This window comes from Syntrophales bacterium (assembly GCA_030018935.1).
GTDB lineage: Bacteria > Desulfobacterota > Syntrophia > Syntrophales > CG2-30-49-12 > CG2-30-49-12.
Map to the genome: position 1 here is coordinate 1 of JASEGZ010000045.1, position 17,340 is coordinate 17,340.

General features: G+C 47.5%; 11 protein-coding genes. 10 read left to right on the forward strand and 1 reads right to left on the reverse strand.

What is annotated here, in order from left to right; genetic code table 11:
* The 7 genes from QMD03_08290 to QMD03_08320 form a co-directional block, all read left to right on the forward strand.
* Positions 1-276 (forward strand): ATP-binding protein (locus QMD03_08290; GenBank protein ID MDI6777214.1); only part of this gene is annotated, 276 nt, incomplete at its 5' end.
* Positions 277-1,092: 816 nt separating this feature from the next.
* Complete coding sequence (locus QMD03_08295; GenBank protein ID MDI6777215.1) at positions 1,093-4,254, forward strand: efflux RND transporter permease subunit; 3,162 nt, start codon at positions 1,093-1,095, stop codon at positions 4,252-4,254.
* Between the two features lie 13 nt (positions 4,255-4,267).
* Positions 4,268-4,741: a hypothetical protein gene (locus QMD03_08300; protein ID MDI6777216.1), complete on the forward strand. Its 474-nt coding sequence runs from the start codon at positions 4,268-4,270 to the stop codon at positions 4,739-4,741.
* A gap of 39 nt (positions 4,742-4,780) precedes the next feature.
* Positions 4,781-7,915: an efflux RND transporter permease subunit gene (locus QMD03_08305; protein ID MDI6777217.1), complete on the forward strand. Its 3,135-nt coding sequence runs from the start codon at positions 4,781-4,783 to the stop codon at positions 7,913-7,915.
* 189 nt (positions 7,916-8,104) lie between these two features.
* A complete protein-coding gene (locus tag QMD03_08310) occupies positions 8,105-8,989 on the forward strand; it encodes a hypothetical protein (protein ID MDI6777218.1) in 885 nt (294 codons plus the stop codon).
* 96 nt (positions 8,990-9,085) lie between these two features.
* Positions 9,086-10,819, forward strand: coding sequence for a peptidoglycan-binding protein (locus QMD03_08315; GenBank protein ID MDI6777219.1), 1,734 nt, complete (start codon positions 9,086-9,088; stop codon positions 10,817-10,819).
* A complete protein-coding gene (locus tag QMD03_08320) occupies positions 10,816-12,774 on the forward strand; it encodes an ATP-binding cassette domain-containing protein (protein MDI6777220.1) in 1,959 nt (652 codons plus the stop codon). The genes QMD03_08315 and QMD03_08320 overlap by 4 nt, the downstream gene beginning before the upstream one ends.
* 32 nt (positions 12,775-12,806) lie before the next feature.
* Here QMD03_08320 and QMD03_08325 read toward each other — a convergent pair whose 3' ends face one another.
* A complete protein-coding gene (locus QMD03_08325; GenBank protein ID MDI6777221.1) occupies positions 12,807-14,621 on the reverse strand; it encodes a hypothetical protein in 1,815 nt (604 codons plus the stop codon).
* A gap of 117 nt (positions 14,622-14,738) precedes the next feature.
* Here QMD03_08325 and QMD03_08330 point away from each other — a divergent pair, with 117 nt between their 5' ends.
* The 3 genes from QMD03_08330 to QMD03_08340 all read left to right on the forward strand — a co-directional run.
* Positions 14,739-15,041, forward strand: a complete 303-nt coding sequence (locus QMD03_08330; protein ID MDI6777222.1) for a hypothetical protein — start codon at positions 14,739-14,741, stop codon at positions 15,039-15,041.
* An 890-nt stretch (positions 15,042-15,931) separates the two neighbouring features.
* On the forward strand, positions 15,932-16,096 hold the full coding sequence (locus tag QMD03_08335) for a hypothetical protein (GenBank protein ID MDI6777223.1): 165 nt from the start codon (positions 15,932-15,934) through the stop codon (positions 16,094-16,096).
* Positions 16,097-16,603: 507 nt separating this feature from the next.
* Positions 16,604-17,340, forward strand: a 737-nt coding sequence (locus tag QMD03_08340; GenBank protein MDI6777224.1) for an ATP-binding protein, incomplete at its 3' end; no start/stop codon positions are given.

Sequence of the window (17,340 nt, forward strand, 5' to 3'; positions counted from 1 at the left end):
GCTGAGGCGATGACAGAAGTTAAAAGTGGAAAGTTGAAAGTGAAAAGTGAGAAAGAAGGGGAATTTATCAAACTCAGCATTTCTGATATGGGCAAAGGGGTAAGCGAGGAAGACCGCAAACGGATATTTGACCCATTTTTTACCACAAAAGGCAAAGGCACAGGTTTGGGTTTAGCCATTTGCCAGCGTATCGTTGAGGCACACAAAGGCGAGATTGAGGTCAAAAGTGAGGTAGGCAAAGGAACGACATTTGTGGTCAATCTGCCAGTTCAATAAGCTATTTATACCCAAATAAATTGAGTTTGCAATAAATAATGATTTAGGGATTAGGGAATAGAGATTAGGGATTGGTTAATTTTTAAGCTCTTTTTACTACTCTCTACTCCCTATTCCCTATCTTCTTTTTTTTGTAAACCTGTTGCTTACGGGTATATTCTCAGAACAGTAACCCCTCAGTTATCAGTTGAAAAATGTGTTTAAGGAGAAGGGGAAAGGGAGAAAAAGAAAGAATTGGAGAAAATTTCAAAGTATTATAAAGTATTGTTTTTGATAGATGCTTTCCCCTATTCTCCATAATTCCCCTTTTCTCCTTTTTACTCTATCTCTATAATTCACTATCTTTTTATCCACCGAGTAACTGAGGCATTACTGCTTCACTTCAAATGGGTGAATAGTTACAATAAAGGGGATATGGGGATAAGAAAGATAGGAAGATAGATTTTATAAAATATATCTCCAATATCCCCATAATCTCCTTATCTCCTTTTCTTACACGGTGTAAGAGATGTTTTTAGCAGTCGGGACAAAAGTAGCCACACCCAAATGAAATTTAATCACTTCCCCCCAGATGGGGGTCACGATGTGCCTGGGATGTCCTATTGCCTGACAACTTTTACTTGACTAAATGGAAAATGATTTGCTATTATACTGAGACTCGATATCGTAAACTTCCTTGTATTTGAGATTTAATTGTAAAATTTCAAAATACAAAGTACAATAAGAGGTAAACGGTGTTCACTATTATGTTTTCTTTAATTTTTAATCAACTAATTGGAAGAACGAGCCAAAAATAAAAATAAAAGGAGGTAGTTTATGTTAAAAATGATCATTCAAACAAGTATGAAACTCCGGTTGCCGGCAATAATCATTGCCGTCATTCTTGTGGGGTTGGGAATCTTCCAGCTCCGTGATACTTCCATTGAGGTCTTCCCCGACTTCGGGCCTGTGCGCGTCGAGGTCCAGACAGAGGCCCTCGGGCTTTCACCGGAAGAGGTGGAAAATCTGATTACTAATCCGATGGAGCAGGAATTTTTCAACGGGATGCCCTGGTTGCACAAAATTCGCTCCAAATCACTTCCCGGGCTGTCGTCTATTGAGATGATTTTCGAGCCCGGAACAGACCCCATCCAGGCCAGACAGGTAGTCCAGGAGCGTCTAACTATGGTTCCTGCCCTCCCCCAGGTATCGAAGGCACCACTCGTTATCCAGCCAGTAGCGACTACGAGCCGTCTTATGATAATCGGACTATTCTCCAAGAAGCTCTCACTTATCGATATTTCAGTGCTGGCACGCTGGAAGATCAGGCAGCGCCTGCTCAGTGTACCCGGGGTTGCCAACGTGTCTATCTGGGGCTTCCGGGATAGACAGCTCCAGGTCCTTATCGATCCGGAACGCTTGAAAAAGTATAAGGTTCGCCTCGACGATGTCATCCAGACAGTGGGTAACGCCATGTGGTCTTCACCCCTGACCTTTGTTGAGGCCTCAACACCGGGAACCGGCGGTTTTATCGATACCGCGAATCAGCGTATCGAGATCCAGCACATACAGCCCATCAAGACAGCGAAAGAACTTGCTAAGGTAACTGTTGAGGATTTCGAGGACCGGGCGCTTACCCTCGGCCAGGTAGCCCAGGTAGTTGAAAACCACCAACTGCTCATTGGTGACGCGATTGTCAAGGACAGCCCGGGAGTTTTGCTTGTTGTAGAACGTTTTCCCAACACCAGCATCATGGAGGTAACCCGTAGAGTTGACAAGGCGTTAGATGCCATGCGCCCGGGATTATCAGAGATTGAGATCGACACATCCATTTACAGGGCGGCCTCCTTTGTTGAGGCCGGACACACCAATCTCATCAAAAGATTAGAGGTTGGATTAGTCCTGCTTCTTATCTTCCTGTTTGTGATATACCTGCCTAATTGGCGCAAAGCCTTCATCAGTATCTTTACAATTACTTTGTCCATGATCGCCGGATGGCTCGTTCTCTCGGCATTAGGAACTGAGCTGAATATGATGGTTATCGCCGGGCTGATAATGGCATTGGTCATTATCATTGATGATGGCATCGTTTATATAGACAACATTTCATATCGGCTCCGAGAGCACCGTTCCAAAGGGAGCAGCACTCCCGTGGCAGGTACCATTCTGGCGGGAGCATTAGAAATGGGTATTCCGCTTCTCACAACCCTATTGATAGTTGTTGTTTTGGTAGCTCCGGTTTTCGTACTCGGTGAAGTTAACGGTCCTTTTCTGCAATCTCTGGTCCGCAGCTATGCCCTGGCGGCCCTTGTATCAATGGCAGCTACCCTCATTATTACCCCTGCCCTATCACTCGCTTTATTGACCCCAGAAAAATACAAGCCTGCTGAATCTCCCATTATAGCAGGATTAAGAAGGGGTTATCTCAGTGTTCTGAAGGGTATAGTCGGTAAACCTGTAGTAGCGGCTGTTATAGCAGGTGTCGTTATAGTGGCCGGCGTGGTATTACTGCCCTTTATCGGCAAGTTAAACCTGATTCCCCAGCTTAAGGGCCACGATTTCCTGGTCAAACTGGAAGCCAGTTCCGGTACCTCACTGTCCAAGATGTCCAAATTAACCACAGAAGCCAGCAAGGAATTGCGTTCCATCCCCGGAGTACGCAATGTGGGCGGGCACATCGGGCGTGCTTCAACCTCTGACAAACTGACTAACATCGACACAGCGGAGCTTTGGATCAGCATCAAACAAGGCACTGACCACACCGCCACCATTAATGCTATAAAGAAATTGTTCAACAAGGGTTATCCGGAATTGAAGTCCATGGTAACCACTTATCCCAACCACCGCTACCGGGAGGTGGCCGCGGAGCATGGCGGCGATGACCTGGTGGTTCGTGTCTACGGCAGGTTTTATGACATACTTGAAGAAAAGGCAGAAGAGATAATAAAAAACATCTCCAATGTAGCCGGGGTGGTCGACCCACAGATAAAACTCCCGGTCTTCGAACCAACTGTTGAAATTGAAGTTCTCATTCCCGAGGCTGCAGCACAAGGGCTTAAGCCCGGTGACGTCCGACGCGCGGCAGCGACTATGGTAGCCGGTATTACCGCGGGAAACCTGTTTGAAGAGCAAAAGATCTTCGACGTCGTAGTGTGGGGTGAATCTGATAAGCGGGATAGCCTCTCTGACATCAACGAAATGCCTATCGAAACTCCAAACGGTAACCTGGTGCGACTTAAAGATGTTGCAGATGTGCGCCTTCTTCCAAATCCCTCTATCATTGAACACGATGCCGTTTCCCGTTATGTGGACATCATTGTAGGAGTGCAGGGACGCTCTTTAGGCGAGGTAACAAAGGATATTGAGAAACGCCTTGCAAAGATAAACTTCCCCATTGAACACCATGTGGAAGTCCTCGGAGAGGCAGTGCAGCGTGAAACCAAAGGCCGCATCTTCCTGGGCTACATCATCGCCGCCCTGATCGTGGTGTTCTTCCTGCTCCAATCCCGCTTTTCCAGTTGGCGGCTTGCCAGCATGCTTTTTCTCCTTTTACCCCTGGGGCTTGCCGGATCAGTCATGGCTGCCATTTTGCTGCCTAATACTCCATCGATCCTCTCACTTATGAGCGGCCTTGCAGTAGCCGTAATCACTGCCCGAGGTAGCATCTTGCTAATAACCCGTTACCAGCATCTTGAACATAAGGAGAGTAAGGTCTTCGGACCTGATCTGGTACTCCTCGGATCGGAACAGAGGTTTGGGGCTATTCTCCTGAGCACCCTGGCTATCGTGTTAGTTACGGTTCCCCTGCTAATCAGTAGGATGGTGTCGGGACTGGAGCTCGTGGTTCCCATTGCTGCCATTCTCTTCGGAGGTCTTCTCGCTGCCACACTGCTTAACCTGTTTGTCCTGCCAGTACTGTATCTGCGATTCGGAGCAAACACTAAACCCGAAGATTTGGGTCTTGAAAGTAGCCAGTCTTCGGAACTTGACTTTCAATGAAAGGAGGCAAGCTATGAAGCATAGATTTAGAGTTATAGTGGTGCTCTTGTTAACGGGGTGTTTTATTCTCCCGGGATGCGGCGGCGATAAAACCAAAATTAAACAAACCGAAGGCCCCGCCCAAATAAAAGCCATACCTTTCGATGGGGCATTCAATCCTGAAGGGGGCCGTGTCACCGAAGGCATTACTCTCACCGCGAAAGCTGCGGAACGAATCGGTATTGAGACAATCAAAATTAAGGAGACTCTGGCCGGGCAGGGCCCGCTCCGTAAGGTTATCCCTTATGCGTCAGTACTATACGACCCAAATGGCCAGACATGGGTTTATACAGTACGCAAGCCACTGATTTATTTGCGTGAGCCCATCACTATTGACTCTATTGAGGATGAAATGGCGATACTCTCAAAGGGGCCTGAAGTCGGGACCACTATTGTCACTATCGGCATAGCGATGCTTTACGGCGTTGAGTGCGGTATTGGTCAGTAGTCCGGCATGCATTTAACTAATATATAAGGAGTTTAAGATATGATATCTTGGATTATAAGAAAAAGCTTAGGGCTGAGATTCCTGGTTGTTATCGGAGCAGCGATGCTGGTGATATTCGGAATGATGCAGATCCGTAATATGCCGGTGGACGTCTATCCGGAGTTTGCTCCACCGCGGGTCGAGATTCAAACCTTGGCATTAGGGCTGTCCGCGGCGGATGTTGAGGCACTGGTTACAGTGCCCATTGAGGAAGCCCTCAATGGAGTGGAGGGGCTGGATGTTTTACGTTCCCGCTCTATACCTGATCTGTCTTCTGTTCTGCTCATCTTCAAACCCGGGGTAGACCTTATGAAAGCAAGACTGTTGGTTCAGGAGCGTGTGCGGGAGGCAACATCAGTACTGCCAATTTGGGCCAGCGCTCCCTTTATGATTCAACCCCTCTCCTCTACAAGCCGGGTAATGAAGATTGGCCTATCCGTAAAAGACAAGTCCACTCAGAAATTGATCGACACCGCATTGACCGCCTATTGGAGCATACGCCCCCGGCTTATGCGGGTTCCAGGAGTGGCGAATGTTGCAATATGGGGTGACCGATGGAATGTACTGTTGGTGCAGGCTGACCCCAAACTGATGAACGAGAAGGGAGTCTCCCTAATCAATGTTATGGAGTCTACTGCTGATGCCCTCGACGTGGGAATGTTCAAATTCTCCAGTGGGCATGAGATCGGCATGGGGGGATTTATCGATACCCCGGAGCAGCGGTATGGCATTCGCCATATCCTGCCCTACCTTGAACCTGAACAACTGGCCCAGATGCCTGTTGATGTCTCACCGGGACATAAACCCGTCACCCTGGGTGATGTGTCCACGGTAATACGGGATATACAGCCTCACCTAAATGGTGACGCCATTATTAATGAGGACATCGGCCTTATGATGATAGTAGAAAAACTGCCCTGGGGTAATACCCTTGAGATAACCCGCGGGGTTGAAGAGGCCCTGGCTAAGATGGCCCCCGGCCTGCCGGGAATCGAAATCGACACACAGATCTTCCGGCCGGCGACCTTTATTGAGGAATCCATCAGCAATCTCAGCAAATCCATGCTTTTCGGTTGTATTCTTGTGATCATAATGCTTGCTGCCTTTCTCTACGAATGGCGGGTTACCCTAATCAGTGTCGTGGCCATTCCATTATCCCTGATAACCGCTGTCCTTGTATTATACTTCCGCGGGGCCTCAATCAATACAATGGTTTTGGCAGGGCTTGTTATCGCCCTCGGCGCGGTTGTTGACGATGCGATTATTGACATAGAAAATATTGTCCGGCGTTTACGCCAGTATCAACGGGAAGAAATTAAGAAGCCGATGGCGAAGATTATACTGGAAGCCTCCATGGAGATTCGTGGAGCCGTCATCTATTCAAGCCTGATCGAAATAGCTGCTTTGGCTCCGATATTTTTTACTGGAGGATTGACAGGATCATTTTTTAAGCCCCTTGCTCTCTCTTACTGCCTGGCAATAGCAGCATCTACCGTGACTGCCCTTACCGTCACTCCTGCAATGGCTCTGCTGCTGATGACAAAGGCGCCACCCAAGGAAAAGGAATCTCCTATAGCCCTGTGGCTGCAGGCGGGTTACAAAAAATTGCTTGTTCCCATTATTAGCCGTCCCATTGCCGCCTACGTTGTGCTTGGAGTGGTCATAGTCGCAGGGCTCTCAACTTTACCATTCCTCGGGGAGGAGTTGTTTCCCGCCTTTAAAGAACGGGACTTCCTGATGCACTGGGTGGCCAAGCCAGGTACCTCTCATCCGGAAATGCTGCGGATTTGTAAGGCGGCAAGCAAGGAATTACTTTCTGTCCCGGGAGTCCGCAACTTCGGCGCTCACATCGGGCAAGGAACCCTGGCCGACGAGCCAGTAGGCATGAACTTCGCGGAGAATTGGATTAGCCTCGACAAATCAGTTGACTACGATAAAACCGTTGCAGCGGTTAAAGAGGTTGTCGGGGGCTACCCGGGTCTGTATCGCGATGTACAGACTTACCTCAAAGAACGTACAAAAGAGGTACTCACCGGTACTAGCGACGCTCTGGTGGTGCGTATCTTTGGTGATAACCTGGATATTATGCGCAAGAAGGCTGAGGAGATAAAGACCATTATGTCCGGGATTGACGGAATTATTGAGGAGCATATAGACCTTCAGATCGAGATCCCCCAGCTCCAGGTTGAAGTGGATCTTGCCGCCGCATTGCAATATGGTATTAAGCCCGGAGATGTGCGGAGAGCCGCCGCTACTTTTATCGCAAGCGAGGAAGCTGGAGACATCTGGAAAGACGGGAAGAATATCGAGGTACATATATGGAGTACCCCAGAGAATCGAAACAGCATTGAAAGTGTAAGCAATCTCCTTCTGGACACCAAGGATGGTCGACGTGTGCGGTTAGGTGATCTGGCTACAGTTCAGATAAGGCCGGCTCCTAATGTGCTGTTACGGGAGGACAGTTCACGCCGTATGGATATCGCTGGAAATGTATACGGACGTGACCTTGGTTCCGTGGCCCGTGAACTTAAACAAAAACTTACCAAAATGAAATTCCCTCTCGGCTATCACGCAGAGATGCTTGGTGAGTACCAGGAGCGGCAGCGTGCCCAGAACATACTTATAATTATAACCTGGTTTGCTCTTTTTGCCATCTTACTCATCCTGCACGAGTCAATGGAAAGAAACTGGCGGCTTGCCTTGATGGTTATGCTGCTTCTTCCGGTTGCGATGATAGGCGGAATTATAGCTACGGGTATAAGTAGTGCTGTCATATCTCTCGGTTCCCTGGTGGGATTCCTCACCATACTGGGGATTGCCACCCGTAACGGTATCCTCATGATCAGCCACTTCAGACACCTTGAGCGTTATGAGGGTGAGACCTTTGGACCGGACCTAGTGCTGCGTGGAGCGCGTGAACGGTTGTCGCCAATCCTGATGACTGCCCTGACTACAGCGCTAGCCCTTATTCCACTGGTGGTCGCCGGAACTGTCCCCGGCCACGAAATTGAATACCCGACGGCAGTGGTTATCCTGGGAGGTCTGACTACCTCGACCTTAATCAATCTCTTCGTTGTCCCCAGTCTGTACTTGCGATTCGGGGGCGGTATAATCAGTAAACCGGAAAACAGTTAATTCGTACAATGAATAAATTCGGGACTACACAGTGGAGATCATTGCAGAGGAAGACGGAAAGAAATGGGATGTCTTCGTTGATATCGAGACAGGTGAGATTGTAGGTAAAGACAATTAGTCACAGTCGTGACCATGCTCGATTTGCTGATCTTCGGTGATTTCCAGTTTAGTATATAGGAGGAAAATGAGATGAAAAATAGATTTAAAGTAACAGCAACGGTCATCATGTTCGTTCTTGCCGGTATCGCAGGCGCCGCCCCCAAAGAGAAATCGCCGGCTGGTCCAGGTACCGAGGAGTTTGGCCTGACCCCAAAGGAGCTTGTCCAGGCAATTAAGAGGGTTGAGACGCTGATCTCCAAGTGCATGCGTGAACAAGGATTTGAGTATATCGCCGTTGATTACGAGACAGTCCGTAGAGGGATGGCTGCTGATAAGAATATGCCTGGACTCAGCGAGGAAGAGTTTATTAACAAATACGGGTTCGGCATAGCAACAGTGTACACAGGTAGACCCCCACAGCTTTCCACAGGCTATTGTCCAGCCAAGGTCAGCTTGGGTAAACAGAACATCCAGATTTTCAAGAAGCTGTCTCCTGCTGACCAGGTAGCCTATAACCGCGCCCTGTTTGGTGAGAATACCGATGTGACATTTGCGGTTGGGCTTGAGATAGAAGACTTTTCACGTACCGGGGGTTGCACGCGCAAGGCCATTGAACAGGTCTTCAAGCCGGAACAGTTGAAGGCAACTTACTATAATCCTAAAGACGCCCTGATCAATAAAGACCCACGTACGAAAGCCGCCCTAAGGAAATATGTTGCCAAGATGCGTGAGGCTGGTTTTGACTATAAGCATCCGGATGAAATTGAACCCGACATCAGAAAGCGGCTGGCTGCTATTACAAACGATGGTACAATCCCTGTCGAAAAGCTACCGTACGAAAAGCGGATTGCCTTAGAAAAGCTTAAAACCTATGAGTGGAATGTTGCCAAAAGCAACTTTGAGCTAGAAAAGAAGATTTTCGATCCAGTTGAGGCGGAAATTGAGAGGGAAATGTATTCTCGTAAAATCCAATGAACTTTGCCGCTGCACAGTCCTGACTTCCGCAGGTCAAGACCTGGTGTTGGTCAACTAATAGATCTCTGCAAAACATAGCTTTGGACACATAAGATTATGACAACAAAACGGATTATTGTTTTATTTAGTGTCCTGGGGTTTGTCGCTGTTGTTGGGATAGGGGGCTGGATAGTAGGTTCGCGGATTGAATCTCCAGCGGATATAGCTGCACGAGCAGCACCTCCGATACCATCACCAATTCTTGTTCCGGTGGAGGAACGTGTGTTGAGTTCCAAAGTCGTGACGCGCGGCACAGCACGGTTCGGATTACCTCAACCGATATCCATTGCACCATCTGCCTTGAAAACGGAGGCAGAGGTGGTCACCACCTTACCTTTGCCAAATACCCAATTTGAGGGAGGTAATGTAATACTCACCGCTTCTGGACGTCCTGTGTTCGTTCTTTGGGGCAAGCTTCCAGTCTACCGGGATCTTGTTCCTGGTATCTGTGGCGATGATGTACGACAGTTGGAGGAAGCACTCAAACGCCTCGGGTTTGATCCAGGTTCCATTGATGGTAGATATGATCAACAGACCAGCAATGCGGTGGCCAAGTGGTACAAATTAAAAGGATGGGAGCCGATTGGGCCGACAAAGGACCAACTTGCAAATGTCCGCACTCTTGAACAGGCCTGGGCTGAGGCAGAAAGAAATCAGCTATCAGCTGCTACTGCTACTGCTGTTCTTGCTGTAGAAAGCGCACGCGCCACCGCCGAGCGCAACAATAGAACTGCTGCTGCTGAACTTGAGGCCAGGAGGGCGGATCTGCGTAGATTTATAGCAAATCCAAAGACAGGTGTACCCATAGCTGTAGAAACCGTACGCGCCACGGCAGAGCATAACGATAAAGCTGCTGCTGCCGAGGTGGAGGCTCAGATTGTTGCCCGGGCTTTGGTAGCGCTGGACCCCCGACAACCAGAAACAGCCCGGAAGTCCGCCGATGCCAAACTTGAAGTGGCTCGATCTGCGGCCCGTAAAATTCGATTGGAAGGTGAAATAACCATCCAGGCTGCAGAACGTGACGGCAAGTTGTCCATCGAGCAATTAGAACTGGCTGAAGCGGCTGTAAAATCAGTTCGCCTGGAAGGTGAGATGGCTGTTCAATCTGCTGTTGACGCCCTGGAGGTTGCCAAGTTTGACAATAAATTGGCCACTGATCGAGTTAATCAACTGGCTGCTGACCTAGCCATTGCCAAACGCAAGCTTGGTGTACAGGTGCCGGCCGATGAGATTGTTTTCATCCCAGTAATGCCTGTGCGTGTCAAGGAAGTTATGGTTTATGTCGGTGATCCGGCGAGAGGAACCGTGATGGTAGTAACTGACAATCAATTAGTAATCGACTCGTCTCTGTCCCTTGACGCCGCACAGTTGGTCAAGCCGGGGATGCTGGTTGCCATTGACGAAGTGGCCCTTGGGGTCAAAGCAAGGGGTGTCGTCGAAGAGGTGGCTGATACCCCTGGCACTCATGGAGTTGACGGATACCATGTCTACCTCAAGGTGCGCATCATCGAGACGTCGACGCCACTCAAAGACTTTTCTCTGCGCCTCACTATTCCAGTCAAATCAACCAAGGGAGCCGTCACTGTAGTTCCGATCAGCGCCCTATCTCTCGCCGCCGATGGGACATCAAGAATCCAGATAGAAAACAATGGCGCACTCGAGTATATTGTGGTCAAGCCAGGACTGTCCGCCGACGGTTATGTCGAAGTGACTCCAGTTAATGGAACGCTAACACCAGGCCAGTTGGTGGTGGTCGGATACAGGAATCCTGAAAATAAGATGCTCCCATGACCATGCATGAACTCGACACAACACATAGGGTGCTTGAATTGCACAAGATTAGCAAGCAATACGGCAGTGAACCAGTAGTACATTCACTCGTTGATGTTGAATTTTCGGTAGATCGTGGCGATTGGCTGTGCATTACTGGTCCATCTGGTGCCGGAAAAACAACTCTGCTCAACATTATCGGCTGCCTGGACCACCCAACCAGTGGCACCTATCTCCTTAATGGCATAGACACCGCTAAGTTAACTGACAGACAACGTGCCGGATTACGGAGTCAACACATTGGGTTTGTGTTTCAAGCATTCCACTTGTTGTCTTACCGGACTGTATTAGAAAATGTGATGCTGGCGGAGGTATACCGCAAGCAACCCAGCAGTGGTCGGCGAGAACGTGCGATGGCAGCAATCGAACGAGTTGGGCTCAGTCACCGGGCTGATTTTTTGCCGATAAAACTATCAGGTGGTGAGAAGCAAAGGGTTGCCATTGCCCGCGCCCTGATCGGTTCTCCCAGCTTGTTGTTATGCGACGAACCGACTGGAAATCTTGATTCAAAAACCTCAGCCGCCCTGCTTGACCTCTTCGAAGAGCTAAATCAAGATGGTCTTACCTTAATCATCATTACGCACGACGAGAATGTCGCCAGGCGGGCCACCCACCATGTGCACATCATTGATGGCTTCTTGACAGAAGTCACAAGTGAGAACAAGTCAACAGGCTCTTCAGCAACGGCTGTGAATACGACCATAGCTCGGTCAGGAATCACGATCCGTGATCTTCTAAATGAAGCGATTGCAGGGATGTTTGTTAGGCCGGGGCGTATGATGCTGACTGTGTTGGGCATTATCGTTGGGCTCACTGCCCTGGTGGCGACGCTGGGTCTGACCCGCACAGCTGGTAACCGCATAATCAGCCAGTTCGACCAGCTTGCCGCAACTGAACTTTTCATCAAGGCAAAACCTGGCAGAACAACAGGCATCGTCGATCCTAAAGCAATTCCATGGGATGCGCCGACTCGTCTTCGCCGTCTGAACGGCGTGGTTGCCGTTGGAATGATGAGTGAGGTTGATGTCGGAGGCGCGCTGGTTAGCTCCTCGCCTGTGAAAGACTTTCTGAACCAGAGTGCGTTTAAGCTTGCGGTATACGCAGCGTCCCCCGATCTGTTCAGAGCAGTCAGAGCTGAGCTTTTGACCGGAAAATTATTAGATATAGGTCATTCGAATCGGGCGGACCGAGTGGTAGTTCTTGGTCCGGACGCTGCTCGGCACCTCGGCATTACGGGCCCCGAGCAACTTCCATCGATCTCCATCGGTGATCATCTCTACCTGGTCATTGGTATCCTGCGCGATGTTGCCCGCAAACCTGAGTTACTTGGCTCTGTCATTATCCCTGAGGGCACCGCACGCTACTATTTCGGGTTGGTCGGTCCTGACACCGTGGTCGTCGAGACAAAGATTGGCGCGGCATACCTGATTGCCGATCAAGCACGATTGGCACTGCGACCCGACGATCCACAGGTTTTGAAGATTGAAGTTCCCTTAGAGCCCAAGCGCGTACGCGATGAAGTACAAACCGATTTAAATGTTATGTTTCTCATGCTTGGCGCGTTGTCTCTAGTTGTAGGTGCTATTGGCATTGCCAATATTACACTTGTGGGGGTGATGGAGCGGACCAGCGAGATTGGCTTGCGACGAGCGATCGGAGCAACGCGCTGGCACATCGCCGCACAGTTTCTGATCGAGAGCACCTCACTGGGTGTTATTGGAGGCATCATTGGGGCCAACATTGGTGTTCTCATTGTGGTTGCCGTCTCCGCTTACTATATTTGGACTCCGGTGTTAGACCCAGCAGCACCATTCCTTGCACCACTTGTCGGCGGCGTAATTGGGTTGTTGTCAGGCACCTATCCAGCATTGTGTGCTGCCCACTTAGAACCGGTCGACGCCTTCCGAACAATGTAGCATCATCAGTAGGTCACAGGCGTGTGACCGTATTACCACACGATTGTAAGTGACGAGAATATCGCATTCCCGGAGTTACCGGTACCGCCCTCATTCTTCGGGTAGTCCACGTTATGGGAATACTCGACCGCAAATTTGAGACTTTCCAGTACCCACTCGCCTACGCTCACGATAAATCGTCTCTTGGGAAGGGACCCAACCCTGATTGACTCACCGTTGAACACCCGCATTACCCCTGCCAGATTGCGGGTCTCCGAATAGCCGATGGCAAGATAGTCTCCTTGAGCGCCAATCACCTGGACCCACGGATTCCAATCAAACTGATGGCCGAGTGTGATCTGCCAGGCGGAGGGCTTTATACTAACCTGATCGCATAGATCATCGGTAAACACTGCCCGACTGATGGCTTCATTCCACTCACCAATGAACGATGTAGGACCAAGGGTCGCTTTGAGACTCACAGCCATCCCAGGTACGAAACCAATCTGGCCGAGGAAGCTCCGATATTTGGTTTCCAGGAATCGGCTGTCGAAGACCGAGCTGGTGTAATCAACATCAACATCGATTGACCAAGGACAAAAAGCAGTACCTTGTAGCTGGTCGTAGTGACGACCACAATTTCCCTTGGTGCGAAAGCCTATCGTAGCGTTAATGTGGTCGCCGGGTCTATACCCACCGGTGTCGACCTTTTCAAAGGTGCTTCCATCATAAGAATAAAAGCCTACATTGAAAAGAGGAGGAGTTGGCGTAGGGGTGACAAAAGTTGGGGGCGGCGGCTGCATCGGAGGTGGACGGTAGCCAAGCCGTCTCATGAGTGAGCTGGTGAGGGGTTTAATCACCAGTGGCCTGACCAGTGGTGGAGCTACTGGTGGTGTGGCTGAAGTCAGAACAGGTGTTGGAAATCCCAAGCCAAACCCGATGGCAATATTTCTCATCTCAAACGCGTCAATGGTCAATGGATTTTCTATGGTCAGCACATCTGCCACAGGGTTGCCAGTTGAGATTCCAAAGGGTAGGATCATCTGCCCAAATGTCAAGAAAGGTGGGAATCGCTGCGGATCGCCAATGGTAAGGAACGCCGTGTTAAGATTGATTCGATCAATCCCAACCTCGAAGCCCTTGGTCGTTAAAAAGGAAATATCCCTATCATATTGGATAACCAGATTTCCCAATGTCCATTCGTTTACATGGATTTCAAAGTCAAGTTCGGCTGTATTCAAAAGGAGCACGCCCTCACTCTGATGTGAAAAATCCTCGGTCCAGCCACCGAGCATCTCTATGGCACCGTTCAGAGCCACGAACTCGTTGATATTTGACCCCAACGTTGAAATGGCATCTCGAATGATTGAACGGGTCGCTTCATCCCGAACAGCTTTCTCGATCTCCAATTCCTTGACACGTTGCTCTAGTTGCTCGAGATGTTTCTGATCACTGCTCTCAGCTTTCTTTTGCTTCTGTGCACGCTCGTCTAATGCTGCTCCGAGATCAGCCAGACGCTTCGTAAGTGCACAATTCTGTGCCTGTAGCACTTCGGAGGTATGTTTAACTTCTGCAATGTCATCCATGGCATGTTGCAAAATCTGCTCTTTATAGCTAATAGTTTGATCCTGCCCTATTTCCTGTCTTACAGCCTTTAAGAATTCGTCTTCTGTATTAAACTTTTGATCTTTAAGGGCTTCTAACTTTTCTAAAATTTCGTTAGGAAGCCCCTCTTCTCGTAGATTATCCAGAGACTGTTCGGTGAGTTTGAAACTTGCCTTACCCACACTGGCGGCGGCCGCCCAAGACAGAAAGCACAACAGGAGTACGGCTGCAGCGACGAGTACAGCTATTTGTCGAATATTCATGAGTTGTTCCTTGAAAAGATGATAAGAATTTGCTTTTTTAAGCAGATAAAAGATAACATATTAAAGAAGAAAATTACAACCCAAAATTTCAGATTTTCGTAATGCCTCAGTTACTCGGTGGATAAAAAGATAGTGAATTATAGAGATAAAGTAAAAAAGGAGAAAAGGGGAATTATGGAGAATAGGGGAAAGCATCTATCAAAAACAATACTTTATAATACTTTGAAATTTTCTCCAATTCTTTCTTTTTCTCCCTTTCCCCTTCTCCTTAAACACATTTTTCAACTGATAACTGAGGGGTTACATATTTTCCCCGACTTCTTTATTTTAGAAAAAACCATAAAAAAGATTAAAGGAAAAAGAGAAAAATGCGACTTTTCGGACTTGCGAAGGCAGAAAACTGACAGTAAGAGCTGTTAAGGTTGCAGTATTAGGAAGTATAGAAGGCAGTATATTGGCCATGATAGGAACACCAGGATTTGCGATGCTTATCGACTTTGAAAGATCCGAAGGACGAGGCCATGAACTATCTACATCAAATAGATTGTTGGTACACAGTGCAGAGAGATTGGGAAAGGGGTTCTTTGATTTAATCATAGGTGATGGGCTTTACTTTACCAAAAATGTGATAAGTAGAGTAAAAGCTCAACTTTGGCAAATTTAAAAAATCTCTAAAGGAAAAGTAATAAAATGCCGATAAATAGAATAGGATGGCACATATTCCTATTCTTTCCATTCCAGAGGATATACATAAATTATGCTAAGAATTATAATTTCGGTTCTTAAAACCCCCCAATTCAAAAATTTTGAACTGTTTATTACTGGCATTATAATCTTTTGATAAGCAAATGTGCAAACCCTATCTCAAGGTTTTAGAAGAATAGGATTGCGGAGGTTATGATGGCCTGCATCACTTTTTAACTGAAAGCTCAGAGGGAATTGCGAATTGCGTTTTGGAGACCTCTATATCAGCAATAAAACACTTATAATGATGCTCATTCTTTGGAAGATATAGGATGGTTGGTGATATAATGATACATTGATAGAAAAATATGGAAAATACATAGAGCCCAAAGAGCAAATTTTATGATCAGAGGTAATGGGTGTTTTCTCCAATATGCTCATTCTCTTTTGCTTCTTCTCTATGTAGACCATAGAGGCAATAAATACCCTTTAAGGTTTTACCTTTATCTCAACGAAGAGTATTGCCAAATGACAGCGGAAAGATTCCGAACGAAAATAGAAATAGCTAAAGAGTTGATCCAATATGCTCTAGACCAAGGTGAAAGATTTTGTAGGATTGCGGGGTAATGTTTGACAGCTGGTATTTTTGTAGAGAATTAGCAGACTTTATTGAACAAAAGGGAAAAGATTGGGTGACTCGTGCCAAAGGAGATAGAAAGATGGTTTATCAAGGAAGACATACTTTACAGGAATTTGCTAAAACTGTCTCTGCTTGGGATATGCAACAGTAAGCAGGGGAGAGAAAAGATTCCGCTCGCTTTCCTTAAAAGTCTCTCTTCCTTCTCTTAAAAGAGACATAGAAAAGATAAGGGTACTAATATGTCGAGCCTATGATGAAAATAATAGATTAAAAGAACCTGTTTATATCGTCACCAACCGTAAGGACTTTAGGGTGGAACGGATACTCTCTATCTATCAAATGCGGTGGGGAATTGTGAACCTACTTTCGTGATGCCAAGCAGCATCTTGGACTTTTCGGATTACCAGGTGCGAGGACTGAAAGGTATCAAAAGTCATTGGGGGAGAGGTTTTCACATCAGCTGTAGTTCTTGAGTTGATGCTCGGCTAGCTACCCCCAAATTAGGCCTTGAGGGTCGCCTACTGACTAAGATAGAGATGTGTCGAAGGGCAAATGATAGGGCAAGACAGTTCCATCATAGATAGGATTGCGGGTTATAGAAGCCAGAGATAAAGAGAATGGAAAAAAAGGAGATTTTTGAATATTTAGGTTTAGATTTTTGCCAAAGTTGAGTTATAAGAATCGTCCAGCAGATTTGGTTTATATCTATGACCTTACTTCTCACAAGCAGATGGAAAAGAAACTTATAGAGACAGAAAGGCTTGCCGTGGCGGTTCAAATTGCCTCAGAAGCCGCCCATGAGGTAAAAAATCCATTATCGGTTATCAAGGCTGGGCTTTATTACTTAGAAAAAATTCTGCCTGAAAATGAAAAAGCCCAAAGGACCCTTTCCCAGATGGATGAAGCCACACAAAGGGCAGTTACCTACATTAATGACCTGCTGAATTTCTCAAAACCTCCTATGCTTAATCTAAAAACGGTTGATCTTCATAAGATTATTGAGGACTCATTTAGCGAATTGCCTCAAGAGATGTTAGCCGCAGTAGAAATAGAGAAGGAGTTTGCTCCTGATGTGCCATTACTAACAGCAGACCCGGACAAACTTAAACAGGTCTTTACAAACCTCATTAAGAATGCTGCTGAGGCGATGACAGAAGTTAAAAGTGGAAAGTTGAAAGTGAAAAGTGAGAAAGGAGGGGAATTTATTAAGCTCATTATTTCTGATATGGGTAAAGGGATAGTAGAGGAAGACCTCAAGCGTATCTTTGACCCATTCTTTACCACAAAGGGCAAAGGCACAGGCCTGGGTTTAGCCATTTGCCAACGCATCATTGAGGCACATAAAGGCGAGATTGAGGTCAAAAGTGAGGTAGGTAAAGGGACAACATTTGTGGT